Genomic DNA, 25,527 nt, shown 5'->3' with positions numbered 1-25,527 from the left:
GCACACCCGCCAACGCGATAGTCGGGATTCTGTAGGAGCAGTCTGCAATACAAACGCTCAATTCATACGCCCGTTTGATTTGGGTACGCCACCTTCACGGAATTTCCGACAATTGTCAATCGCCCAAAATACGGGTTGAAATGCGACTTTGCGGTCATTTCTGTAGGACGCAGCCCGGCCACACACGCTTGCATGTGAGGGCATTCATAAGATTAATAGTTAGAAAAGTCGCCCTAATTCACCGCAAGCCTTGTTTAACAGGCTACGCTGGCTGGACTACTAAGGAAAACAGGCGCAGATTTGCTCACCGGATGACTCCGTTTCAACGCCAAAAAGAATTTCCGGCCTGCCTGGCCAACCCCGCCCGATGAATCATGTCGGGCTTTTTATTGCGTGTCTGCCGGACGTTTCGCACCGTTGCAGCGCGAAATGTCCGCAAGTCATGCCAGCGCTTTCAGCGTGGCATCAATCTCCAGCAAAACCGACGCATCACCCTTCTCGCCCCAATAGAGGGCGATCATCTGCTTATCCGCCTCGACCTTGAAAACGTTGCCCGGCAATTTTTCGAAATGATTCAGCAGCAGTGGATCCTCACAGACTTCCTGCCACTGGTTGACCCAGATCCCCGGGGATTTCTGCCAGTACGTCCAGCACGCCGGCTGTTTGCCACGACGTGGCCGATGGTATTGCGCACACGGGTTCGGCGGCTCCTGAGACATCCAGTGCGGCCACTCTTGAGGTGCCAGCTGCATGGCCAGCCCGATACGCCGGGCCTCCGTGCGCAAGGCTATCCGGCCACTCTGTGCACGGGACGGGCGCAACCACGCCAGCGGACTCAACACCACCAGCAGGATTGACACCACCAGCCAGACCGTCATATCTCTACTCCCGAATCCTGATGAGCCCATTGCGTCACTTTGGAACCAATGCGCTTGAAACCAGCCATACTTACCAATATTGATCCCTCACGAGGAGCACCTCATGCCCTACCACCATATCCTGGTCGCCGTAGATCTGACCGAAGAGTGCGACCCTGTGATCCACCGCGCCCGAGAGCTGTCGGTGAGCAATGGCGCCAAGCTGTCGCTGGTGCATATCGTTGAACCGATGGCCATGGCCTTCGGCGGTGACGTGCCAATGGATCTGTCACAACTGCAACAACAGCAGTTCGATCAGGCCAAGGAACGTCTCGAACGCCTGAAGCACAAGTACACCGAGCTCGAAGGCGCCAACTGCCACTTGACCTACGGCCAGCCACGTCAGGAAATCCACCATTTTGCCAAGGAACAGCAGTGCGACCTGATCGTGGTCGGCAGCCATGGCCGGCATGGTCTGGCGTTGTTGCTGGGCTCGACCGCCAATGACGTGCTGCACGGCGCACCGTGCGATGTGCTGGCGGTGCACCTGGTCAAACGCTGATACCAGTCACTTATGAAAAGCTGAAAAGCCCGGCGCCCATAACTGGACACCGGGCTTTTTCATGCCTGGAATCAATCAGGCGTCCAGCTCGGCCCAACGCTCAACCAAGGCATCCAGCTCCGCCTGCAATTGCTCCAGAGAAGCAATGACCTTGGCCGTCTCGGCCGGCGGACGCTGATAGAAACCGGTCTCGGCCATTTCAGCCTCGACAGCAGCAATCTGCTGCTCTTTGGCGTCGATATCGCCCGGCAGGGCTTCCAGCTCGCGTTGAAGCTTGTAGCTCAGTTTCTTCTTCGCAGCCGGGGCCGCAGCAACAGGCGCGGCGACCGGAGCCGGCTCAGCAGTGACCACCGCCGAGTTCAGGTCAGCCTTGCCGGATTTGCTTTCCGTCACGCCCAGCAGACGCGGCGAGCCGCCCTGGCGGATCCAGTCCTGATAGCCGCCGACGTATTCGCGAACCTTGCCTTCACCTTCGAAGACCAGGGTGCTGGTGACCACGTTGTCGAGGAATGCCCGGTCGTGGCTGACCATCAGCACAGTGCCGTTGAAGGTCAGCAGCACTTCCTCGAGCAGCTCAAGGGTTTCCACGTCGAGGTCGTTGGTCGGCTCGTCGAGTACCAGCAAGTTCGCCGGCTTGCTGAACAGTTTGGCCAGCAGCAGACGCGCACGCTCGCCGCCGGACAACGCCTTTACCGGCGTGCGGGCACGCTGCGGGCTGAACAGGAAGTCGCCGAGATAGCTCAGCACGTGGCGGCTCTGGCCGTCGATATCGATGAAGTCGCGACCTTCGGCGACGTTATCGATCACGGTTTTTTCCAGATCCAGCTGATGACGCAACTGGTCGAAGTAGGCCACGTCGATCTTGGTGCCCTCTTCCACTTTGCCGCTGGTCGGTTGCAGACCGCTGAGCATCAGTTTCAGCAGGGTAGTCTTGCCGGTACCGTTGGCGCCGAGCAGGCCGATCCGGTCGCCGCGTTGCAGCACCATGGAGAAATCGCGTATCAGGAACGGACCGCCCGGATGCGCGAAGCTCACGTTATCCAGCACCATCACCTGCTTGCCGGACTTCTCCGCTGTTTCCAGCTGGATGTTGGCCTTGCCGGTGCGCTCGCGACGCTCGCTGCGCTCAACACGCAATGCTTTCAGGGCACGGACGCGGCCTTCGTTACGGGTGCGGCGGGCCTTGATGCCCTGGCGAATCCAAACTTCTTCCTGGGCCAGACGCTTGTCGAACAGCGCGTTGGCGGTTTCTTCGGCGGCCAGTGCGGCTTCTTTGTGAACGAGGAAACTGGCGTAGTCGCCGTTCCAGTCGATCAGGCCACCGCGATCCAGTTCGAGGATGCGGGTGGCAAGGTTTTGCAGGAAGGAACGGTCGTGCGTGATGAACAGCACGGCGCCCTGAAAATCCTTCAGCGCTTCTTCAAGCCAGGCAATCGCACCGATGTCCAGGTGGTTGGTCGGCTCGTCGAGCAGTAGCAGATCCGGCTCGGACACCAGCGCCTGCGCCAGCAGCACACGACGACGCCAGCCGCCGGACAGTTCGGCGAGGGTCTTGTCGGCCGGCAGTTGCAGGCGGCTCAGGGTGCTGTCGACCAGGGTCTGCAAGCGCCAGCCATCGCGGGCTTCGAGGTCGTGCTGGACGTGCATCAGCTTGTCCAGATCGGCGTCGGTGACGATGTTCTGGCTCAGGTGATGGTATTCGGCAAGCAACGCACCTACACCATCGAGGCCTTCGGCAACCACGTCGAACACAGTCCGCTCGTCGGCCACCGGCAATTCTTGCGGCAATTCACCGATTTTCAGACCGGGGGCACGCCACACCGAGCCGTCATCAGGCTTCTGGTCGCCCTTGACCAGTTTCATCATGCTGGATTTGCCAGTGCCGTTGCGGCCGATGATGCACACCCGCTCACCACGGGCGATCTGCCAGGACACCTTGTCCAACAACGGCATCGCGCCGAATGCAAGGGACACATCGCTGAATTTGAGCAGGGTCATGAGCTTCTCCAAAAACCGGGCGCGCATTCTACCTGAATCAAGACCCGAACAGGCCGGCAATTTCGCCGCTGACGCACTCTGCACAACAATTGTTGCGAACTTGTGCTGCAAGGTCGGCAAAGCTTTCGCCCCTTGCTGGCAAAAGGCTAAGCTACAGGCAATTCAGTGCCGGTTTGAGCCGGCACTTGTCATGATTTCTCTGCCCGGATGTCTCATGCGCAGTCGCCTCTTCAGTGTTTTGTCATGTTTGCTGCTTTCCGCCGCTGCCGTTCAATCCGCCCAGGCGGTGGACCTGTCCACCCAACGCCAGTATTACGATGAAGCCAAGCGCGCCCTGGCCAAAGGCGACAGCGGCCCGTATTTCCGTTACAGCCAGGCACTCGCCGATTATCCGCTGGAGCCGTACCTCGCCTACGACGAGCTGACCGCCCGGCTGAAAACCGCCAGCAACGCGGAGATCGAAAAATTCCTCGCCGAACACGGTGACCTGCCCCAGGCCAACTGGATGAAACTGCGCTGGCTGCGCTGGCTGGCCGATCGCGGCGACTGGGCGACGTTCGTCAAGTATTACGACCCCAAACTGAATTTCACCGAACTGGACTGCCTCAACGCGCAGTACCAGATCAGCCACAACAAGAAGGCCGAGGGCTACGCCAACGCCGAGAAACTCTGGCTGACCGGCAAATCCCAGCCCGCCGCCTGTGATGCGCTGTTCGGCATGTGGGCCGCCGAAGGTCAGTTGACCGAACAGAAACGCTGGGAACGCGCCAAACTCGCCGCCCAGCACCGCAACTACCCACTGGCCAACAGCCTGGTCAATGGCCTGACCACCCTCGCCCCGCGCGGCCGCCTGCTGGTGGACGTGGCGCAGAAACCGGAATTGCTCAACCAGCCGTCGCGCTTCACGCCGGCCGATGAACCGATGTCGGACGTGGTCAGCCTCGGCCTGCGCCGCCTCGCGCGTCAGGACCCGGACAAGGCCATGGCCCTGCTCGACGGTTATGCCAGCAGCATGCATTTCTCCCGGGATGAAAAAGTCGCGATCGCCCGGGAAATCGGCCTGACGCTGGCCCGCCGCTTCGACAGCCGCGCGCTGGACGTGATGACCAAATACGATCCGGAACTGCGCGACAACACTGTATCCGAATGGCGCCTGCGTCTGTTGTTGCGTCTGGCGCGCTGGGATGACGCCTACCAACTGACCCGCCGTTTGCCACAGGACCTGGCCACCACCAACCGCTGGCGCTACTGGCAGGCCCGTAGTCTGGAACTGGCGCAACCGCAGAACCCGGAAGCGCAGACGCTGTACAAGAATCTGTCGCGGGAACGTGATTTCTACGGCTTCCTCGCCGCTGACCGCTCGCAATCGCCGTACTCGCTGAACAACAAGCCGCTGGTGCTCAGTCAGGCGCTGATCAACAAGGTGCGCAACACCCCTGGCGTGCGTCGTGCGCTGGAGTTCCACGCCCGTGGGCAGATCGTCGACGGTCGCCGCGAGTGGTATCACGTCAGCCGGCATTTCAGCCGCGACGAAATGGTCGCCCAGGCGAAACTGGCCTACGACTTGAAATGGTATTTCCCGGCGATCCGCACCATCAGCCAGGCGCAGTACTGGGACGATCTGGACATCCGTTTCCCGATGGCCCACCGCGACACCCTGGTGCGCGAAGCCAAGGTACGCGGCCTGCATTCGAGCTGGGTGTTCGCCATCACCCGTCAGGAAAGTGCGTTCATGGACGACGCCCGCTCCAGCGTCGGCGCCAGCGGCCTGATGCAACTGATGCCCGGCACCGCCAAGGAAACCGCGCGCAAGTTCAGCATTCCGCTGGCCTCGCCGCAGCAAGTGTTGGATCCGGATAAAAACATCCAGCTCGGCGCCGCCTATCTGAGCCAGGTGCACAGCCAGTTCAACGGCAACCGCGTACTCGCCTCCGCCGCCTACAACGCCGGCCCCGGCCGCGTGCGCCAATGGCTGCGCGGCGCCGACCACCTGAGCTTCGACGTGTGGGTGGAAAGCATCCCGTTCGACGAAACCCGCCAGTACGTGCAGAACGTGCTGTCCTACTCGGTGATCTACGGCCAGAAACTCAACTCGCCGCAACCGCTGGTGGATTGGCATGAGCGGTATTTCGACGATCAGTGATCGGGGCGCGTATCGCCGATAGATCGACGTAAACAAAAATGCCCGCATCGAGAGATGCGGGCATTTTTTATGGCGCTCTACTAGGTCGGTTACTCAGTCGGTTACTTGGTCGGTCAAAGCCTGATGACCATCACTGAACTGCAACGCCGCCAGCCGCGCATACAGCGGATTGCTCGCAATCAGCTCCTGATGCGTGCCAATCGCAACCAGTTTGCCCTGATCCATCACCGCAATCCGGTCGGCGTTTTTCACAGTGGCCAAACGGTGGGCGATGACCAGCGTGGTGCGGTTTTGCATCAGGCTCGGAAGAGCTTGTTGGATCAGGTGTTCACTCTGGGCGTCGAGGGCGCTGGTGGCTTCGTCGAGCAGCAGGATCGGCGCGTCGACCAGCAACGCCCGGGCAATGGCCAGGCGCTGGCGTTGTCCGCCTGACAGACCAAGGCCACCGTCGCCCAGATGGGTCTGGTAACCGTCGGGCATCTGTTCGATGAAGTCGTGGGCGTGGGCGATTCTGGCCGCCTCCCGCACCTGCTCCAGCGTGGCGGTCGGGCAGCCGTAGCGAATGTTCTCTTCGACACTGCCGAAGAACAGCGCCGGGGTTTGCGAGACCAGCGCGAAGCAGCGGCGCAAATCCAGCGGATCGAGGCTCGTCAACGGTACGCCATCGATCAGGATCCGCCCTTCCCGGGGATCGTAGAAACGCAGCAGCAAGTCATACACCGTGGACTTGCCCGCGCCGGACGGTCCTACAAGCGCGAGGGTTTCTCCGGCGTTGATCGTCAGACTCAAGCCATCGACGGCAAGACTTTCGGGACGCGAAGGGTAGGAAAAACGCACATCCTGTAATTCCAGCTCGCCTTTGACCCGCCCCGGCAACGTCACCAACCCTGTGGTCGGTGGCTGAATAATGTTCTCCGAACGCAGCAGTTCCGCAATTCGCTCCGCGGCGCCGGCCGCTCGCTGCAACTCGCCAATCACTTCGCTCAACGTGCCAAACGCACTGCCAACAATCAGGCTGTAAAACACGAACGCCGCCAGTTCACCGGCAGAAATCCGCCCGGCAATCACGTCCATGCCGCCGACCCACAACATCACCGCGACGGCGCCGAGCACCAGCACGATCACCAGCGTGATCAGCCAGGCCCGCTGGAAAATCCGTTTGCGCGCAGTCTCGAAGGCTTGCTCGACAGTGCTGGCGAAACGCTGTTCGTCCTGCACCTGATGGTTGTAGGCCTGTACGGTCTTGATCTGGCCGAGGGTTTCCGAGACGTAGCTGCCAATGTCAGCGATCCGGTCCTGACTCAGCCGGGAGAGGTTGCGCACGCGACGGCCGAAAATCAGGATCGGCGCAATCACCAGCGGCAGTGCGATCACCACGATGCTGGTGAGTTTGGGGTTGGTGATGAACAGCAACACGACACCGCCAATGACCATCAGCAGATTACGCAGGAACAGCGACAGCGACGAGCCGATCACCGATTGCAGCAATGTGGTGTCAGCGGTCAATCGTGACTGGATTTCCGAGCTGCGATTGTCTTCGTAGAATCCGGGGTGCAGGTACACCAGATGGTTGAACACCTGCCGGCGAATGTCTGCCACCACGCGCTCACCGATCCAGGACACCAGATAAAACCGCGCAAAGGTGCCGACCGCCAGGCCAACCACCAACAGCATGAACAGGCCGATGGATTGATTGAGCAGGTGCGGCGACTGGGTCATGAACCCTTGATCGACCAGTAGCTTGATGCCCTGCCCCATCGACAGGGTGATGCCGGCCGTGACGATCAGTGCCAGTAGCGCACCAAAGGCCGGCCAGCGATAAGGGGCAAGGAAAGAACTGGTCAGGCGCAAGGCCCGGCGGTGGCGCGAGGAAAGCATCGGGATCATTCAGATTCACGTCGTGTGCTGATGGATAGGGCCAGCCTACAGAGTCAAATGGGGTGGAACTCTGCAAATCACAATGAGTCAGGTTAATTATGACCGGCAAGACTACCCCCTAGACGCTATTGGTCTAAGGTCCGGGTTGAGACAGACGGTCATTTCTGTTTGAGTGGAGATGCCGTTCCGGATCGACCGCAGGGAGTTGTCACAGCCTGGTCACCTGACGGTTTTAATCTAGGCACACAACCTGATGAGGAGACAGGCCATGTCCTTGCAACACAGCAGCGATGACAAGATTGAAGTGATCCGCACCAAGCCCGGCCAACCTCTGGGTTGCTCGATCATCGACGAAAACGGGCGTGAAATTGAGATCACTGAAGACATGATCCAGGACGCTTGCCGCGAACTGGAACAGCGATTGGTCAAGCCTGCCGAACAAAAGTGATATCGCCACCGTCTTCCTGACCCGGCCCCTGCAGGCCGGGTTTTTTCTGCCCGCTGTTTATACCGCCACAGCCCCCAGCGCGGTCACGATCTGGCGCAAGACGGGCGAATCCCCCTCGATCCGCACCTTCAAGCCTTCGATCTCGCGTCGCGACGGATACTGTTTGCGCAGCAGATCAAACGCGGCGCGTTGCTCACCGACACTGCCCAGCAGCGTGCGACGGAAATCCGCGTCGTCCCGGCGCGGGTCGTACACACCGCGGCACAACATCGCCAGCGCCCAGGCCGGATCGCTGTCGGCATGCAGGGAAACTTCCGACAACCACGGTGCCGGCAGCAAATCACCGAGCTGAATGCTGGCGTGCTCACCGATAAATTCGCAGTACGCCTGATAGATCTGCGCCGTGCCGCGCTGTTTGCCATCGAGGCTATAACCGGCGATGTGCGGCGTTGCCAGTACACAGAGTTCAGCCAGCGCCACATCGACTTGCGGTTCGGCCTCCCAGACATCGAGCACCGCTTGCAGGTCTTCTCGCTCCAGCAGCACCTCGCGCAACGCGGTGTTATCCACTACCGGACCGCGCGCCGCGTTGATCAGCCAGGCGCCGGGCTTGAGCTGCTGCAAACGCTGCTCGTCGAACAAATGCCAGGTCGCGCCGTCGCCGCTGCGGGTCAGCGGGGTATGCAGGCTGATCACATCGCACTGCGCGATGATCTGCTCCAGGCTGACATAGTCGCCGCCCTCGGCCGCCTGACGTGGCGGGTCGCAGACTTTCACGTTCCAGCCCAAGCCTTTCAGTACCTTGATCAGGCGGCCGCCGACTTCACCGGCACCGATCACGCCATAAGTGCGTTCGCTTAAATCGACGCCTTCGATTTCGGCCAGGGTCATCAGGCTGCCGAGCACGTAATCAACCACACCCCGGGCATTGCAGCCGGGGGCGCTGGACCAGGTGATGCCGGCCTCGTTGAAATAGTCGAGATCCAGATGATCGGTGCCGATGGTGCAGGTGCCGACAAAACGCACCTTGCTGCCTTCGAGCAGTGCGCGGTTGACGTGGGTCACCGAGCGCACCAGCAGCACGTCGGCGTGTTCGACCGTGGCCCGGTCGATGGAACGGCCCGGTACCCGGCGGATCTCGCCGAAACCGGCAAAAAAAGCATCGAGCAGCGGGATATTTTCGTCGGCAACAATCAGCATGGCGGGGCTCCTTGGGCGGATCGGCAGTGTAGGCGCTGGGACTGCGATGAGCCAGCAGGCTGTGATTTCTTGATGGGACGCGGCGATTACAAATCCGCAACAGAGGATTTTTCCTGACCACAACGTCAGCGGCGTAGAATGCCCGGCCTTGCGCATCAACCCCTGTGGACGCTTTGCCTGTGAATTCCGTGACTGACCGCCCTGCCGCCGTTTCCCTCAACCGCCCTGCCCGGGTTCGCCTGGAGCTGAAAAACCTGCTCGGCCTGGCCCTGCCGATCATGATCGCGCAACTGGCGACCACCGCCATGGGCTTCGTCGATGCGGTGATGGCCGGGCGCGTCGGACCCAAGGATCTGGCGGCCGTGGCGCTGGGCAACTCGATCTGGGTGCCGGTGTTCCTGCTGATGACCGGCACTTTGCTGGCCACCACGCCGAAAGTCGCCCAGCGCTTCGGCGCCGGCACCCACAGTGAAATCGGCCCGATCGTGCGCCAGGCCCTGTGGCTGGCACTGGTGGTGGGCCTGATGGCAACCTCCATGCTGTTCAGCGCCGAACCGATCCTGCATCTGATGAAAGTCGATCCGGAACTGATCGGCCCGTGCATGCAGTACCTGCACGGCATTGCCAGCGGTCTGCCAGCGGTGGCCTTCTATCACGTGCTGCGCTGCACCAGTGACGGCCTCGGTCGCACCCGCCCGGCGATGGTGCTTGGCCTGTGCGGTCTGGCGCTGAACATTCCACTGAACTACGTGTTCATTTATGGCCACTTCGGCGTGCCGGCCATGGGCGGCGTCGGTTGCGGCTGGGCCACGGCGATCGTGATGTGGGTGATGGCGCTGGGCCTGGCCGGTTATGAGCGCTGGGCGCCGGCCTACAAGTCGAGCGAACTGTTCAGCCGTTTCGACTGGCCGCAATGGGCGGTGATCAAGCGTTTGCTGGCCATCGGTCTGCCGATCGGCGTCGCGGTGTTTGCCGAGTCGAGCATTTTCGCGGTGATCGCGCTGCTGATCGGCAGCCTCGGCGCCACCGTGGTGGCTGGGCACCAGATCGCGCTGAACGTCAGCTCGCTGGTGTTCATGATTCCGTACTCGCTGGGCATGGCAGTGACCGTGCGGGTCGGCCAGGCCCTCGGCCGTGAAGAACCCCGTGAAGCGCGATTCGCGGCGGGTGTCGGCATGGGCACTGCGCTGGCTTACGCCTGCCTCTCAGCGAGCATGATGCTGCTGATGCGCGAACATATTGCTGCGATCTACACCTCCGATCCGATGGTGATTCACATCGCCGCGATGCTGATCGTGTACTCGGCGCTGTTCCAGTTCTCCGACGCGATCCAGGTCACCGCCGCCGGCGCCCTGCGCGGTTATCAGGACACTCGCGTGACGATGATCCTGACCCTGTTCGCCTATTGGGGCATCGGTCTGCCGGTGGGTTACGCCCTCGGCCTGACCGACTGGCTCGGCGAGCCACGCGGCCCGAGCGGCTTGTGGGAAGGTTTGATCGTCGGCCTCAGCTGCGCGGCGCTGATGCTGTCGATCCGCCTGACGCGCAGCGCACGCAAACGCATTCACATCAGCCGCTCGATGGGCTGACCGGCCATAAAAAAAGACCTGCGTTTGCAGGTCTTTTTTTTGCCTTGCGATCAACCGGACTTCTTGCGGATCCAGTACAGATAGGTCCCGGCTTCTTCGTGCTGCCCCACCAGTTCATGGTCGAGAAACACGCAGAACTTGGGGATGTCGCGGCGGGTCGACGGGTCGGTGGCGATCACCTTGAGCAGGCCACCGGGCACCAGGTCGCGGATGTGCTGGTGCAGCATCATCACCGGCTCCGGGCAGTTGAGGCCCGTGGCGTCGAGGGTGCCGTCGACCGGCGTATCGATCATTTCACTCATGATTCACTCCTGAAACTGGCCGGCATTGTCGCCCAATGCCGGGTGTTCGGTCACCTGTCGCGCGCTCAGCGGGCTTTGGCTTTCTTCACGTCATGGCGGCGCAGATGGCAGGTCACTTCCTCGCGGTCGTGGTACAGCTGCTTGCAGCCGATGTCGACCTTGATCCCACGGGCCTTGAAACCGTCGGCGATGCGTTCGAGCAGGCGCTTCACTTCGGCGTAACGCTGCTTCATCGGCAACTTCAGGTTGACCACCGCTTCCCGGCAATGACCCTCGCCGATCCACTCTTCGAGCATCGCGGCGTTGCGCGCCGGTTTCTCGACGATGTCGCAGACCATCCAGTCCACCGGTTGCTTGGGTTTGAAGGTGAAACCGTCAGCCATCAAATGCTGCACCAGACCGGTGTCCATCAGGCTTTCGGCCATCGGGCCGTTGTCGATGGCGGTCACCAGCATGCCGCGATTGACCAGTTGCCAGGTCCAGCCGCCCGGCGCCGCGCCGAGGTCGACGCCGGTCATGTCACTGTGCAGGCGATCTTCCCACTGGTCGCGGGGGATGAAATGGTGCCAGGCCTCTTCCAGCTTCAGGGTCGAACGGCTCGGCGCCTCGCGTGGGAACTTCAGACGCGGAATGCCCATCGGCCACATTGCCGAGTTGCCGGCATCGGCCAGACCGAGAAACACCTCACGGCCGCTCTTGAAGGTCAGCAGCAGACGCGGCTTGCTGGCGTCCTCCACCAGTTTGCCGGCGCCGGTCAGCGCCTTGCGCAGTGGGCCTTCGAACTTCTTGCAGAAGTTCGACAGCTCCTTGCCATCGTTGGTGTCGACGACTTCCAGCCACAGGCTGCCACAGACCGGGAATTGGGCCATGTGCGCGAGGATCACGCTGATACGATCGTTTTCCGGCAGATCGATGAAAAACCCGCGCGCCCATTGGCGCGGGAAGATCAGCTCGGCGAAACGCTGACCGCGCATCAGGCGTTCGGCGCCGTCTTCTTCGGTGCAGACAAACTCGGCGCAGGCGGTGGCTGGTTTGGCCTTGGCGTAGCCGGCCACGTTCAGTCGGGCGGCGAGGTCGGAAATCTCCGAGCAGACTTCGCCTTCGAAGCCTGGCCGGCAATGCATGAATAGGGTGTTCATTCTTACTCCTGGGCAGAGGGCGATCATTCATCCCCTGCGCGATGCCCAGACCTGCGTTGAAGCAAAGCCTGTCACGAAAACCGGCGCATGATAGCCCATGTCGGAACCTTGGACTTGCCCATAGAGTCCAGTTATTAGCCAGCTACTGAAAACAGGGCTACGTTGATAGCTCTGCCCGTCCCCTCAGTCCGTAGCCGTGCGGACTCAAAGGAGTGATCGTAATGCCGTCCCTTGATAGCCTGAACACCCTTAAAACCCTGAAGATAGACGACAAGACTTACCACTATTTCAGCCTGCCGGATGCCGCCAAGAACTTGGGCGATCTCGACAGGTTGCCGATGTCGCTGAAAGTCCTGCTGGAAAACCTGCTGCGCTGGGAGGATGAAAAAACCGTCACCGGCGCCGACCTCAAGGCGCTTGCCGCATGGCTCAAGGAGCGCCGCTCCGACCGGGAAATCCAGTACCGCCCTGCCCGCGTGCTGATGCAGGACTTCACCGGCGTACCCGCCGTGGTCGATCTGGCCGCCATGCGCGCCGCCATGGCCAAGGCCGGTGGTGATCCGCAGCGGATCAACCCGCTGTCACCGGTGGATCTGGTGATCGACCACTCGGTGATGGTCGACAAGTTCGCCAGCGCCAGCGCCTTCGAACAGAACGTCGACATCGAAATGCAGCGCAACGGCGAACGCTACGCCTTTCTGCGCTGGGGCCAAAGCGCCTTCGATAACTTCAGCGTGGTGCCGCCGGGCACCGGGATCTGCCACCAGGTCAACCTCGAATACCTCGGTCGCACGGTGTGGACCAAGGACGAAGACGGCCGCACTTATGCGTTCCCCGACACCCTGGTCGGCACCGACTCCCACACCACCATGATCAACGGCCTCGGCGTTCTGGGCTGGGGCGTCGGCGGGATCGAGGCGGAAGCGGCGATGCTCGGGCAACCGGTGTCGATGCTGATTCCCGAAGTCATCGGTTTCAAACTTACCGGCAAACTCAAGGAAGGCATCACCGCCACCGACCTGGTGCTGACCGTCACCCAGATGCTGCGCAAGAAAGGCGTGGTCGGCAAATTCGTCGAGTTCTATGGCGACGGTCTCGCCGACCTGCCGCTGGCCGACCGCGCAACCATCGCCAACATGGCCCCGGAATATGGCGCGACCTGCGGCTTCTTCCCGGTGGATGACGTGACCCTCGACTACCTGCGCCTGTCCGGCCGTCCGCCTGAAGTGGTGAAACTGGTCGAGGCCTACACCAAGGCACAGGGTCTGTGGCGCCTGCCCGGTCAGGAACCGGTGTTCACCGACAGCCTGGCGCTGGACATGGGCAGCGTCGAAGCCAGCCTCGCCGGGCCGAAACGCCCGCAGGACCGAGTCTCGCTGCCGAATGTCGGTCAGGCGTTCAGCGACTTCCTCGAATTGCAGTTCAAACCCACCAGCAAGGAAGAAGGACGCCTGGAGAGCGAGGGCGGCGGTGGCGCGGCGGTGGGCAGTGCCGATCTGGTCGGCGAAACGGATTATGAGCACGACGGCCACACCTATCGCCTGAAAAACGGCGCGGTGGTGATTGCCGCGATCACCTCCTGCACCAACACCTCCAACCCCAGCGTAATGATGGCTGCCGGCCTGCTGGCGAAAAAAGCCGTGGAAAAGGGCCTGACCCGCAAGCCGTGGGTGAAGAGTTCGCTGGCTCCGGGTTCGAAAGTCGTCACCGATTACTACAAGGCCGCCGGATTGACGCAGTACCTCGACCAGCTCGGTTTTTCGCTGGTCGGTTACGGCTGCACCACTTGCATCGGCAACTCCGGGCCGCTGCCGGAGCCGATCGAAAAAGCCATCCAGAAAGCCGACCTGACCGTGGCTTCGGTGCTGTCCGGCAACCGCAACTTTGAAGGCCGGGTGCATCCGCTGGTGAAAACCAACTGGCTGGCGTCACCGCCACTGGTGGTCGCCTACGCCCTGGCCGGCACTGTGCGCACCGATATCAGCAGCGAACCGCTGGGCAATGACCAGCAGGGCAATCCGGTTTACCTGCGTGACATCTGGCCGAGCAGCAAGGAGATCGCTGACGCGGTGAATCAGGTCAACACGGCGATGTTCCACAAGGAATACGCCGAAGTGTTTGCCGGTGACGAACAGTGGCAAGCCATCGAAGTCCCGCAAGCCGCGACCTACGTCTGGCAGGCGGATTCGACCTACATCCAGCATCCGCCGTTCTTCGATGACATTGCCGGGCCATTGCCGGTGATCGCCGATGTGAAAGGTGCGCGAGTGCTGGCGCTATTGGGCGATTCGGTGACCACCGACCACATCTCCCCCGCCGGCAACATCAAGGTCGACAGCCCGGCCGGACGTTACCTGCGCGAGCAAGGCGTCGAGCCACGGGACTTCAACTCCTACGGCTCGCGCCGGGGCAACCACGAAGTGATGATGCGCGGCACGTTTGCCAACATCCGTATCCGCAACGAAATGCTCGGCGGCGAAGAAGGTGGCAACACGATCTACATTCCGACCGGCGAAAAACTGGCGATCTACGACGCGGCCATGCGCTATCAGGCCTCGGGCACGCCGCTGGTGGTGATTGCCGGGCAAGAATACGGCACGGGTTCCAGCCGCGACTGGGCGGCCAAGGGTACCAATCTGCTGGGCGTGAAAGCGGTGATCGCCGAAAGCTTCGAGCGCATCCACCGCTCCAACCTGGTGGGCATGGGCGTGTTGCCGTTGCAGTTCAAACTGGATCAGAACCGCAAGAGCCTGAACCTGACCGGCAAGGAAACCCTGGATATCCAGGGCCTGAGCGGTGTCGAGCTGACGCCACGGATGAACCTGACCCTGGTCATCACCCGGGAAGACGGACGGCAGGAGAAAATCGAAGTGCTGTGCCGCATCGACACCTTGAACGAGGTGGAGTACTTCAAGTCCGGCGGGATTCTGCATTACGTGTTGCGCCAGTTGATCGCCTCGTAAGATCTGCAGATGCAGAAACACCGCCAGATCGGCGGTGTTTCTGTTTGAGCACGGCACTTTTCTGCAGACGAAAAAAAACCCGCCGAAGCGGGTTTTTCCCAAGACCATTATCGACTCCCTGTCGGCAGCGATCCTTGCTAATGGTCGATCATCCGTGATCCTGAAACACTCCCTGTGCTTCAGTTGATGAGGCTAGATTACGCTCTGGATCCAATCGGCAATAGTCGAAAAAGCTACCAGCGCGTGTAAGACATTCGCCATAGCGCGCCTTCCGAAAACCCTTAGGCGTGTCAGGCATTGAGCGCGGAAGCCGCCAGTTGGGCGACTTTCAGCTGCCCGGCGGCGGCTTTTTGCTCGTCATCCTCCATGAACCATGCGGCAGACAGTCCGGCAAAGGCCAATACCCATTGCAGCAAGCGGCTTCGCTCGATGCCCGCTGTTGCGCAGATCACCTCGACTTGCCGCTGAAAGCGCTCCGGATCGGTGGCCGTCGGCAGTTCCGGGTTGCAGATCAGGTTGGCGTAGTCATAACCACGCTCGCCCCGCACCCGCTTGGGGTCGATGGCCAGCCAGCCCCGTGGGCCGAAATCGAGGACGTTGTCGTGGTGCATGTCGCCGTGCAGCACCACCACGTCGTGCGGTTCGGCGAGCAAGGTATCGGCGATTTGCAGGCATTCGGCGTATTGGCCGCCGTATCGGGCCGCGGCCATTGTTAATGATGCAAACCATGGCGCCAGCTCCACCAACGGCGGTGGCTGCGTCGGTCGCGGTGCGTGCAGGTGCGCCAGCGCTCGACACATGATCCGTGTGGCTTCGTCGTCTTCGCCGTTGAGCGCCATGTGCATCAGCGAACGCTGGCCCATCGCCCGCTCCAGCAACAGGCTCTCGTCGTGATGGGCGAGCACCCGGGCGGCACCGTCGCCGCCCCACCAGGTCATCAGCAGGTTGCCGTACTTTTCCTCCTCGTCCACCGCGACTTTCAGCATCGCCGGAGTATTGCCCTGACGCACAGGTAACAGGCGGCTGCCCGGAGTGATGATTGGCTCACCGTCTGGCGTCAGCGCCCAGCGTTCCAGCCACGGCGTAAACAGGTCGGGATCAGCCACCTTCACGCTTACGGGCCCGGTCGCTCTCCGCGAGGAAGTGCTCAAGCCGACTCAACTGTTCCTCCCAGCCCCGACTGTCCATGTAGTACGCCTCTTTCTGACGCACGTCGGGAATGTGTGCAAAACCTGACTCGGAGACTTTCAGCAGCGTGCCGTTCTCGTAGTCCTGCAGTTCGAATCTGACCAGGGTGGTCGGTTCCTGCGAGTAGTCGATTTTCGGATTTACCGCATAGGGATGCCAGCGGAAGGAGAACAGCTGCTGCGGCTCGACCCGCTCCACCAGCACGTTCCAGAGCACATGTTCATAACCGGGGTACGTCACCTGCCCCTGCGTCCATTCGCCCGCGATAAACCGCCGGCCCTCCAGCGCAACGCCGAACCACTGGCCGAACGCCTCGGCATCGACCAGGGCGCGCCAGACATGGGAGCGCGGCGACCTGAGCATGATCTTGCGTTCAAAGCTGTTGGGTACTGGTTTCATACGTCACCTCCTGTTTTGAACAGTAGGCTTGTATGACCACATGTCCAATCCGAAGTTGTATCGATCCACTGCAAAGGGCGGGTCTGATTGAAATATCCGGCAGTATTTTGGGGCACCGGTTCGTCAGAATGCGCACGGATCAGCGCGGCGAAACTGCTAACGTTCCCAGCGAATTGAACGACACAAGGACGTCATCATGCAGCCCTCCCTCCCCGAACGTTACCGTGGCGCCCTGCTCGGCCTGGCCTGCGGCGATGCCGTGGGAACCACCGTCGAATTCCAGCCTCGCGGCAGCTTCCAGCCCCTGACCGACATGGTCGGTGGCGGGCCCTTTCACTTGAAGCCCGGACAATGGACCGACGACACCTCGATGGCGTTGTGTCTGGCAGAAAGCCTGCTGAACAAAAATGCTTTCGATGCCGCTGACCAGATGGGCCGCTATCTGAACTGGTGGCAGTGGGGTTATCTGAGTTCGACTGGCGAATGCTTCGATATCGGCATGACCGTGAGTCAGGCTCTGGATCGCTATCAACAAACCGGAGAGCCGTTTGCCGGCTCTACTGACCCGCACAGTGCCGGCAATGGCTCGTTGATGCGACTGGTGCCTGTGGTTCTGTTCTATTTCCCCGATGCCCGGCAAATCAGGCGATTCGCCGCTGACAGTTCACGCACCACCCACGCGGCGCCCGAGGCCATCGAATGTTGCCAACTGTTTGCCGAACTGCTCTGCAAGGCCCTGGAAGGCGCATCGAAAGCGCAACTGCGCACTCTGCCCCAAACATCCTTCCACCAGCCCAAGGTGGCGGCGATTGCCCGGGGTAACTACCTGCACAAGACCGAGCGCGAAATCCGCGGCAGCGGCTACTGCGTCGAATCCCTGGAAGCGGCGTTATGGTGCTTCCAGCACACCAACAGCTTTGCCGCCGCCGTCCTGCAAGCGGCCAACTTGGGCGATGACGCAGACACCACGGCCGCCATTGTCGGTCAGTTGGCCGGAGCCCATTACGGCGTGCAGGGAATCCCGTTCGGATGGCTGGAAAAACTGCATGACGGAGAGGAAATTGCGGCGACTGCCGAACGGTTGCTCAACGCATCCAGACATCGCACACCTTGTTAGCGCCACGAAGTCGCTAAACTGCCCGGCACGTTCATTCATCAAAGCGAGATGACTCATGTCCCCACGCCTGCTTCTGGCCCTGACACCCTTTCTTTTCACTTCCGTCGTCCACGCCGCCGTGGACTGCGCCAATGCCAGCGATCAGGCGACGATGAATCAGTGCGCCGCGCAGGAAAACAAGGCGGCGGACAAGGAGTTGAACTCGGTTTATCAGCAGATTACCGCCCGGTTGAAGGACAACCCTGATGGCAAAAAACTGCTGGTGAGCGCGCAGCGGGCCTGGATCGGGTTTCGCGATGCCGAGTGCAAGTTTTCGGCATCCGGGGTGGCAGGCGGGAGTGTTTATCCGTTGATCTACAACAATTGCATCGCCTCGGTGACAAAGACGCGAACCGAGGCGCTCAAGCAATACTTGAAGTGTGAGGAGGGTGACATGAGCTGCCCGGTGCCCGGGGCCTGATTTTCCAGAGTTTTTGAAGGCCTCTTCGCGGGCAAGCCCGCGAAGGCATCATCCCTGACGCCGCTAATTACCGAACAAAAATCTGCGCCGTAGTAATCGCCATATCCCCACCCGGCAACTTGATGCTGCCAGTCTGTTTCATGGTCTCGGCATCAAAGATCGCCACGTCGTTGAACGTCCCGGCCAGATAGATCCTGCTCCCGTCCTTGTTGAACGAAATGCAGTAGTAGGAATGATCCAGTGTCGCCGCCTGAATCAGCTTTTTCTGCTTGATGTCGTACTTGGCCAGACGATTGAGCACGCCGAACATCAGGTTCGGATCCTTCGGCGAGCGCATGCCGCTGAAGTAGATCTCGGTCAGCGGGCCGAAATCGGTGGTCTCGGTCTTGCCGGTTTTCAGATCGACGCTGAACAAGCCGTACAAATATTCAGCGGTGGCCGGATCCTGTTTCTTGTCCTTAAACTTGGCGGCGGTGTACAGCAGCGAAAAGTCGTGGCGGTAAGTCTGCTGATTCCACACGTAAAGCACGTCCGGCGCGCTGTAGTTCGGACGTTTCCAGTGGCGACTGGGGATCAGCACGTCGAACTTGCCGCTCTTCACATCGACCTTGTAAACATCAGCGCCAGCCACATAGAGCGTGCCGTCATCGCCGCTCTGCATGATCGTCAACTGCCGTGGCGCCGGGAAGCTGCGCACCGGTTTGGCGTCCATCCCGGCGTCGGTGGCGTAGACGTCCAGACGCGGTTGTTTGACCTCGTAGCGGTCGTTGAGCATCTGGGTCGGGTTGGCGATGGTGTACAGCTCCTTGCCGTCATGGCTGACGGTGAAGGCGAACATCGACCGCGCTTTCTCCCCCGGCTGCTGGGTAATGCTGGCGTGGAACACCTGCTTGCAACTGTCCAGTTCAACACCGTAGACATCGGCGTAATGGTTGTTCAGCACGTACGCGGTCTTGCGATCCGGCGAAAGCTGCACAGTGCCGGGGCCAAAGGCATCGGGCATCTTGCAGGTCTTGTACAGGCTGTCGGTCGCCAGGTCGATGACGTGCAGGTTGTTCGGGTAGTTGGTGGTCAACATGTACTCGTGACCGTCTTGCAGCGCGGTGTTTTCATCGGCCAGAACCGGGAGCGAACAGGCGCTCAGAACCGCGAGTGCGGCAAGGCCGCAGGCTTTGATGTTGTGCATGCTGGAATCCTTCTTCTTATGGATCACTTGTCTTTCGGGAAGACAGTGCCGAGGTTGCGCCAGTTGTCGTTGGACGCCTGGGCATCCTTGTTCCAGTCCGGGTAGGTGCTCATCATGTCCGGCACCTGGGCCGGCCACCAGCACGGATCGGAGCAGCCATACAGGTCAGCTTCCATCGGCTGGCACAGCGACGACACCCCGCCGAACGCATCGATTTCCCAACCCGGGTCGGTGGTCGAGGCACAGCCCGCGACGGAGCTCATCGCCACCACTTCTTCGATGCGGTTCTCGTCCGCGGCCTGATCCAGCTTCAATGCTTTGTTATTGATTGCCTTGAGATGTTTCATATCAGTGAGCCTTGCGCGGAGTGATGTAGCTGCTGATGAACGCAGGGTTGTTGGCCATGATCCGGGTGTAGACCTCGATGCCGAAGTCGACCCAGTCACGCATCAGTTCGCAGTAGTGATAAGTCGGGTGGGCCGGATCGCCGTAGCGGGCATAGCTCTCGTGGTAGCAGCCGCCGGAACACAGGTTGCGGATCTGACAGTCATGGCAACCGGTGTTGGTGCGATCCAGGCGCTGGGACAGAAAGTCGTTCAGTTCAACCTGTTTAACGCCACTGTGGACGTTGCCGAAGGTCGGCAGCGACGAGCCGGTGAAGCGATGGCACAGGTTCAGTTCGCCCTTGTGATCGACCGCCAGCATCTTCAATCCGGCACCGCACGGCAGGGCTTTTTTGTGGCCTTCGTGGATGTCGGTGATCAACTGATGCAGGTTGGAGAAACCGATATTGCGGTGCTCCAGCGCAGCCTCCAGATAACGCCGGCCGAGGCGTTTCATGCTGGCGAACACTTCGATCAATTCGTCAGTGGTCAGGTTGAAGCTGCTGATATCACCGGACGTCACCGGAGCAAATCCGACCTCGGCAAACCCCAACTCGTTGAACAGGTGATCCCAAATGGTTTCAACGTCGGTGACGCCGGTAGTCAGGGTCACCCGTGCGCCGACCGGACGGCTGTTGTAACGCGACAGCAACATTTCGGCCTTGCGCCGCACCACGTCATAGGTGCCCTGCCCGCCCACTGTGATGCGATTGCGGTCGTGCACGGTTTTCGGTCCGTCGATGCTCACTGACAAGCCGAAGCGGTGGGCATTCAGGTAGTCCACGGTGTCTTCGGTGAGCAGCGTGGCATTGGTGGTCATCACGAATTCGACGAACTTGCCGGCCTCGGCAAAACGCTTCTCACAGTAATCGACCATGTACTCGATCAGCTTGCGGTTGCTCAGCGGCTCACCGCCGAAAAACACCACGGTGAAACGTTCTTCGTTGGGGGACTCACGCAGCAGCATTTCCACTGACGCGATGGCGGTTTCGACGTCCATCTTCTTGCCGGCGGACGGCTTGTCGAGGTCTTCCTTGTAGCAGTAGGTGCAGCTCAGGTTGCAGCCGGTGTTGACGTTGAGCACCACGGTGTTGATCGCGGTGCGCTCGACGCGTTTGACCGCGATGTCCGGCGTCAGCGGCGAGCCGTCGCTGACCAGTTCCAGCGAAATCAGCTCGCGCAGGGTCTCGTTGATTTCCTCGCCGTTGAACCGCGCGCCGAGGCGCTGGATCAGGTCTTCCGAGGAGCAGCCGGGGCCGCGCAATGCATCGATGATGGTGCCGGTCAGTTCATCGCTGGCAAACAGCGAACTGCTGGGGATGTGGAACAGCATGCGGTCGGCGTCGACGTGCACTTCGTGCAGATTACGTTCGACCAGATTCAAGATAGCGCCCATTGCAAACCTCCTGTGCAAGCCCCGCCTGGCGGGACTTGCGGTCATTCCGAAAAGTGTCTGAATCGCGGTGGCCCAGGACAACTCAAGGAATGGGTGGATTGTTCCAGCGTTGCACGGTGACGATCAGGTGGCCTTCGCCGGTCAGGGATTTCCCCGCGTCGTCGACGGCGGCGATCACCTTGAGGTTGCCGGCATTGTTGGTGGACATCTTGCGTGCCGGATTCGGCCCGGCATCGCCCGGGGTGAAAACGCCCGCGTCAGCCTGCATGGTGCCGGCGAATTTGACGTCCTCGTCCTCTTTGGCGCGCTCGTCGAAGGCTTCGACTTTCCATTGCGCCGGGAACACGCCGATACGATACGGCTTGCCGTCGGCACCCTTGCCCCAGGCTTCGGCGTCGAAACGGCCCTGGACTTTCGGCGTCGAACCGCCGCCCTCGCCGATCCGTGCCACCGAGAACTCCGGCACCACTTTGACCGAGGCAATCTTGCTGTACACAGACAGGCTCGGGCCTTTCAGGCTGCCGACGCTGACCGCGCGCAGACCCGGCTGGGCATTGACTGCCGCTTTGACTTTGACCTTGATTCGGTCGGCGTTCTGCTCGACCACTTCGACCACGTCCACGCCTTTGCCGAAGTTCGGCTTGCCGCTCAGACCGCTGCCGATCAGGGTCACTTCGGTTTCGCCGCCGGCCTTCACATAACCTGGCTGCACCGCCAGCAAGCGCTGCGAACCCTGTTTGGCGGCGACAAAGTCCAGACCGCGCTCATCGTGCTCGGCCTCGAACATCCGGCCCTGCATGGCGTTGCCTTGTGCGGCGAACACCTGACGCATGGTCACGCCATCGACGGTCACGTTGCCGCGCCATTCGTAGCCGCTGTAGAGGATCGCGCTGCCGTCGCCGTTGAACGGGCTGCCGTCGGCGTACTGACCTTTGACGACGACCTTGAAGGTGTCACTGCCATCGGCGGTGACGCTCATGGTGCCGGCCAGTTCACCCTTGCCTGGCAAGTGACCGCTGAAACTCCAGTCGCCGACCAAAGCTTCGGCTTTCGGTGCGGTTTTGATCCAGGACTGCCACGCCGGGTTATCCAGCGGATAACGCTTGGCCAGCAGCGGGACCATTTCCTTGCGGGCAATATCGAACCAGTCACGATCGCGGGACATGGCCTGATATTCCAGCGACGGCCATTGACCGAGGTGGAAATTCACCAGACGTTCCCATTCCTGAGCCGGACGCCGTTGCAGGGCGATCCGCGCACCGGAGTGGCAGCGTCCGCACATCTGCGCGGTTTTCTCGTCGAACTGCTCGACGGTGTTCAACCGCCGCTCCAGCGCGTAACGCACGCCATCGGTTTCGCTGGGCGCCAGGCCTTGGGTGTCGGCGAGGTATTTGACCAGCGTGCGACGGTCGTCATCGCTGATCTGCAAACCGTGCATGGTCTGCATCCGGGCGATGCTCATCAACCAGCCTTCCGGGGTCTTGCGCTGGTGGCTGATGCGGCTCAACTGGTCGCCGGCTTCAGGGGTGTGACAGCCCTGGCAGGTTTCCTTGAGGATGGTCTGGGCATCGCGGGCTGCCAGGCTGTACGGCGAATGCAGGGCCACGCAAGCGGCCACGGCCAGCAGGCTGGCGCTCATGCCTGATCGGAGTTTTCTCTTCATCAACGTCGAACCTCGCACGGTGCTTTCTTATTGTTGTGGCTTATCGTTTTTATGGTTTCTGCCGTTCGTGGCGATGCACGAACGGAGGCAAGCGAAACGTCTGCTGTGAGCAATACACGGAGCGTGCCAGCTTGCCGATAAGCTTTTCAATCAAGCAGTTACGTGAAGATCAAGGCGAAGTGGCGGTGCCGGCGGTGCTTGCCGGCGTCCAATTTCGCGACAGCTGTTGCAGTCTGAGACAAGCATAGTTGTTGCGGCGTCAGCGACATTGCGTCGCGCGACAGATGACCCGGAGCTGACAGCATCCCCCATGAAAAACCTCCAGGAGAGTGACGCCTGCCGAACCCACACGAAAACAAGCCCCGCCAATGACGGGGCTCTTGTACTGGCTTGATTACCCGCGCCTAGCGAACGGAATTGTCCGGGTGAACCTTGTAACGCCCACAATGGTTGCAAACCATCGAGCATTCACAGTGGACGCCGGCCTTGGCTGCCAATGCCGCGGAATCACGCTGGGCCGCTTGAATTCGACGATCCCGGTGATACGCATACATGAGCAGCATACTGACGCCCATACACCACAGCCCCACAATTAAAGCCGCCATCATTTCCCCTCCATCATGGCAACACCGAATGAGGTAACGATTACGAAAAAACTGGTTGAAGCCATCCACGCACCTGCCCGAATCGTATCGACATCGGTCAAGTCGCCAATCAACAGCGCCGCAATCCCTGTCACCAGAATCCAGTCCCCACGCCCATCGTAAAATTGGTTAGCCATCGAATGGTTAAGTTGTTCATCGACATCCCTGTGAAGACACTGACCCGCCAAATCCATGGCAGGAAAACCCTATACACCAGGCAACTTAGCTCGTACTTCATGCCTCCACCAGTCAGTAAAAACTGTCAGACGCGCGGCTTTTCCTACACCTGAAACGGCCCGATTTTGCTCAAGCCCCGTCACAGCGGCGTTGGCTTTGTAGGACGCGTATCCTGCATCTCAACGGGTGTCGCGTTTTGAGACAAATTCACCCTCATTGCCACTCAAACTCTTCCTCCTTCCGCCCGTACAACCGGGCTGTGCGCCACCTTCGAGCATTTGGCACAACCATTGCGAAAGCCCCTCTCGATCCCATCGAACAACAAGAGGTTTCGCCATGCCCCTGCCCTATCTGCTCCCTGCCACTTCGGCCTTCATCCAGCGCCCGCCACGCATGCTGATCGGCGGCGACTGGGTCGAAGCCACCGACGGCCAGACCATGCCGCTGCACAACCCGGCCACCGGTGAGGTGCTGTGCGTGGTACCGCGCGCCACGCCGGAAGATGTCGATCGCGCGGTGCTCGCCGCCCGGCAAGCCTTCGATGGTTCGGCCTGGAGCCGCACCCGTCCGCGCGAACGGCAGAACCTGCTGTGGAAACTCGCTGACCTGATGCAGCGCGACGCCGAGCTGCTGGCGCAACTGGAATGCCTGAACAACGGCAAGAGCGCGGCGGTGGCGCAGGTGATGGACGTGCAACTGGCCATCGACTTCCTGCGCTACATGGCCGGCTGGGCGACCAAGATCGAAGGTTCCAGCGTCGACGTTTCGTTGCCGCTGATGCCCGGCGATCAGTTCCATAGTTTCATTCGCCGCGAAGCGGTAGGCGTGGTCGGCGCCATCGTCGCCTGGAACTTCCCGTTGCTGCTGGCCTGCTGGAAGCTCGGCCCGGCGCTGGCCACCGGTTGCACCGTGGTGCTCAAACCGGCCGACGAAACCCCGCTGACCGCGCTGAAACTGGCGGAGCTGGTGCTGGAGGCGGGTTACCCGGAAGGCGTGTTCAACGTCGTCACCGGCACCGGCATCACCGCCGGATCCGCCCTGACTCACAACCCGCTGGTCGACAAACTGACCTTCACCGGCTCCACCGCCGTGGGCAAGCAAATCGGCAAGATCGCCATGGACTCAATGACCCGGGTCACCCTGGAGCTGGGCGGCAAATCACCGACCATCGTCATGGCCGACGCCGATTTGAAAACCGCTGCGGCGGGAGCTGCCAGTGCGATTTTCTTCAACCAGGGCCAGGTCTGCTGTGCCGGTTCGCGGCTGTATGTGCAGCGCAAGCATTTCGACAATGTGGTGGCCGACATCAGCGACATCGCCAATGCGATGAAACTCGGCAACGGTCTCGACCCGAGCATCGATATGGGCCCGCTGATTTCCGCGCGTCAGCAGGAGCGGGTCTACAACTACATCGAAATGGGCCGGGAAAGCGGCGCGACCATCGCCTGCGGTGGCGAGCAGTTCGGGCCGGGGTTCTTCGTCAAGCCGACGGTGATTGTCGATGTCGATCAGCGGCATTCACTGGTTCAGGAAGAGATCTTCGGGCCGGTGCTGGTGGCGATTCCGTTCGATGACGAGGCCGATGCGCTGCGCATGGCCAATGACAGCCCTTACGGGTTGGGCGCCAGCATCTGGTCGAACGATCTGGCAGCGGTGCACCGGATGATTCCACGGATCAAGTCAGGGTCGGTGTGGGTCAACTGTCACAGCGCGCTGGACCCGGCATTGCCGTTTGGCGGCTACAAGATGTCCGGGGTCGGGCGCGAGATGGGGTATGCGGCGATTGAGCATTACACCGAGCTGAAGTCGGTGTTGATCAAGTTGTAATGACTGCG

21 protein-coding genes are annotated in these 25,527 nt (G+C 60.9%); 8 read left to right on the top strand and 13 right to left on the bottom strand.

All coding sequences use genetic code 11. From position 1 onward, the window contains the following. Positions 1-440: 440 nt before the first annotated feature. Positions 441-878 carry a hypothetical protein gene (locus tag ACM6JM_RS24215; protein ID WP_085667447.1) on the bottom strand — a complete coding sequence of 146 codons (438 nt, stop codon included), beginning with the start codon at positions 876-878 and terminating at the stop codon, positions 441-443. 103 nt (positions 879-981) lie between these two features. Here ACM6JM_RS24215 and ACM6JM_RS24210 point away from each other — a divergent pair, with 103 nt between their 5' ends. Continuing rightward, positions 982-1,419, top strand: coding sequence for a universal stress protein (locus ACM6JM_RS24210; RefSeq protein ID WP_011335197.1), 438 nt, complete (start codon positions 982-984; stop codon positions 1,417-1,419). Between the two features lie 75 nt (positions 1,420-1,494). On the opposite strand, the gene ACM6JM_RS24205 is transcribed toward ACM6JM_RS24210, so the two are convergent. Then, positions 1,495-3,417, bottom strand: coding sequence for an ATP-binding cassette domain-containing protein (locus tag ACM6JM_RS24205; RefSeq protein ID WP_103386737.1), 1,923 nt, complete (start codon positions 3,415-3,417; stop codon positions 1,495-1,497). Positions 3,418-3,631: 214 nt separating this feature from the next. Here ACM6JM_RS24205 and ACM6JM_RS24200 point away from each other — a divergent pair, with 214 nt between their 5' ends. Continuing rightward, positions 3,632-5,560 (top strand): transglycosylase SLT domain-containing protein, encoded by a 1,929-nt coding sequence (locus tag ACM6JM_RS24200; RefSeq protein WP_074689255.1) that lies wholly within the window; start codon positions 3,632-3,634, stop codon positions 5,558-5,560. Between the two features lie 93 nt (positions 5,561-5,653). Here ACM6JM_RS24200 and ACM6JM_RS24195 read toward each other — a convergent pair whose 3' ends face one another. After that, positions 5,654-7,447, bottom strand: coding sequence for an ABC transporter transmembrane domain-containing protein (locus tag ACM6JM_RS24195; RefSeq protein ID WP_414882630.1), 1,794 nt, complete (start codon positions 7,445-7,447; stop codon positions 5,654-5,656). 259 nt (positions 7,448-7,706) lie between these two features. Here ACM6JM_RS24195 and ACM6JM_RS24190 point away from each other — a divergent pair, with 259 nt between their 5' ends. Further along, positions 7,707-7,886 carry a PA1571 family protein gene (locus ACM6JM_RS24190; RefSeq protein ID WP_039772803.1) on the top strand — a complete coding sequence of 60 codons (180 nt, stop codon included), beginning with the start codon at positions 7,707-7,709 and terminating at the stop codon, positions 7,884-7,886. Between the two features lie 57 nt (positions 7,887-7,943). Here ACM6JM_RS24190 and pdxB read toward each other — a convergent pair whose 3' ends face one another. Next, positions 7,944-9,086, bottom strand: coding sequence for a 4-phosphoerythronate dehydrogenase PdxB (gene pdxB, locus ACM6JM_RS24185; protein ID WP_414882629.1), 1,143 nt, complete (start codon positions 9,084-9,086; stop codon positions 7,944-7,946). Between the two features lie 179 nt (positions 9,087-9,265). Between pdxB and ACM6JM_RS24180 the strand changes: the two genes are divergently transcribed. Beyond that, complete coding sequence (locus tag ACM6JM_RS24180) at positions 9,266-10,675, top strand: MATE family efflux transporter (protein WP_414882628.1); 1,410 nt, start codon at positions 9,266-9,268, stop codon at positions 10,673-10,675. Between the two features lie 50 nt (positions 10,676-10,725). On the opposite strand, the gene tusA is transcribed toward ACM6JM_RS24180, so the two are convergent. Both tusA and rlmM read right to left on the bottom strand, forming a co-directional pair. Continuing rightward, a complete protein-coding gene (gene tusA, locus ACM6JM_RS24175) occupies positions 10,726-10,977 on the bottom strand; it encodes a sulfurtransferase TusA (RefSeq protein WP_007953079.1) in 252 nt (83 codons plus the stop codon). 65 nt (positions 10,978-11,042) lie between these two features. After that, a complete protein-coding gene (gene rlmM / locus ACM6JM_RS24170; RefSeq protein ID WP_103386734.1) occupies positions 11,043-12,116 on the bottom strand; it encodes a 23S rRNA (cytidine(2498)-2'-O)-methyltransferase RlmM in 1,074 nt (357 codons plus the stop codon). Between the two features lie 221 nt (positions 12,117-12,337). Here rlmM and acnA point away from each other — a divergent pair, with 221 nt between their 5' ends. Next, positions 12,338-15,079: an aconitate hydratase AcnA gene (gene acnA, locus ACM6JM_RS24165; protein WP_414882627.1), complete on the top strand. Its 2,742-nt coding sequence runs from the start codon at positions 12,338-12,340 to the stop codon at positions 15,077-15,079. A gap of 290 nt (positions 15,080-15,369) precedes the next feature. Here acnA and ACM6JM_RS24160 read toward each other — a convergent pair whose 3' ends face one another. Next, positions 15,370-16,185, bottom strand: coding sequence for an aminoglycoside phosphotransferase family protein (locus ACM6JM_RS24160; RefSeq protein ID WP_080770672.1), 816 nt, complete (start codon positions 16,183-16,185; stop codon positions 15,370-15,372). Next, complete coding sequence (locus ACM6JM_RS24155; RefSeq protein ID WP_414882626.1) at positions 16,178-16,666, bottom strand: SRPBCC family protein; 489 nt, start codon at positions 16,664-16,666, stop codon at positions 16,178-16,180. The genes ACM6JM_RS24160 and ACM6JM_RS24155 overlap by 8 nt, the downstream gene beginning before the upstream one ends. A gap of 196 nt (positions 16,667-16,862) precedes the next feature. Here ACM6JM_RS24155 and ACM6JM_RS24150 point away from each other — a divergent pair, with 196 nt between their 5' ends. Beyond that, the gene (locus ACM6JM_RS24150) at positions 16,863-17,783 is read left to right on the top strand and encodes an ADP-ribosylglycohydrolase family protein (protein WP_074689268.1); all 921 of its coding nucleotides are present in this window, start codon (positions 16,863-16,865) and stop codon (positions 17,781-17,783) included. Positions 17,784-17,838: 55 nt separating this feature from the next. Further along, complete coding sequence (locus tag ACM6JM_RS24145) at positions 17,839-18,243, top strand: lysozyme inhibitor LprI family protein (protein WP_103386731.1); 405 nt, start codon at positions 17,839-17,841, stop codon at positions 18,241-18,243. Between the two features lie 67 nt (positions 18,244-18,310). Here the strand turns inward: ACM6JM_RS24145 and peaD are convergent, their stop codons facing one another. The 5 genes from peaD to ACM6JM_RS24120 form a co-directional block, all read right to left on the bottom strand. Beyond that, positions 18,311-19,429 (bottom strand): quinohemoprotein amine dehydrogenase subunit beta, encoded by a 1,119-nt coding sequence (peaD, locus tag ACM6JM_RS24140; protein ID WP_039772811.1) that lies wholly within the window; start codon positions 19,427-19,429, stop codon positions 18,311-18,313. Between the two features lie 23 nt (positions 19,430-19,452). Continuing rightward, entirely contained in the window at positions 19,453-19,776 is a 324-nt protein-coding gene (gene qhpC / locus ACM6JM_RS24135; RefSeq protein WP_008016081.1) for a quinohemoprotein amine dehydrogenase subunit gamma, read from the bottom strand. 1 nt (position 19,777) lies between these two features. After that, the gene (gene peaB, locus ACM6JM_RS24130) at positions 19,778-21,208 is read right to left on the bottom strand and encodes a quinohemoprotein amine dehydrogenase maturation protein (protein WP_039772812.1); all 1,431 of its coding nucleotides are present in this window, start codon (positions 21,206-21,208) and stop codon (positions 19,778-19,780) included. 82 nt (positions 21,209-21,290) lie between these two features. Further along, the gene (peaA, locus tag ACM6JM_RS24125) at positions 21,291-22,871 is read right to left on the bottom strand and encodes a quinohemoprotein amine dehydrogenase subunit alpha (RefSeq protein WP_039772813.1); all 1,581 of its coding nucleotides are present in this window, start codon (positions 22,869-22,871) and stop codon (positions 21,291-21,293) included. A gap of 604 nt (positions 22,872-23,475) precedes the next feature. Then, entirely contained in the window at positions 23,476-23,709 is a 234-nt protein-coding gene (locus ACM6JM_RS24120) for a hypothetical protein (protein WP_414882625.1), read from the bottom strand. Between the two features lie 319 nt (positions 23,710-24,028). Here ACM6JM_RS24120 and ACM6JM_RS24115 point away from each other — a divergent pair, with 319 nt between their 5' ends. Next, complete coding sequence (locus ACM6JM_RS24115) at positions 24,029-25,519, top strand: aldehyde dehydrogenase family protein (protein WP_039772817.1); 1,491 nt, start codon at positions 24,029-24,031, stop codon at positions 25,517-25,519. The last annotated feature ends 8 nt before the right edge of the window (positions 25,520-25,527 follow it).

This window comes from Pseudomonas sp. IT-P2 (assembly GCF_949767575.1).
Taxonomy (GTDB): Bacteria; Pseudomonadota; Gammaproteobacteria; order Pseudomonadales; family Pseudomonadaceae; genus Aquipseudomonas; species Aquipseudomonas pharyngis.
This window is presented reverse-complemented; position numbering and strand designations above follow the sequence as displayed.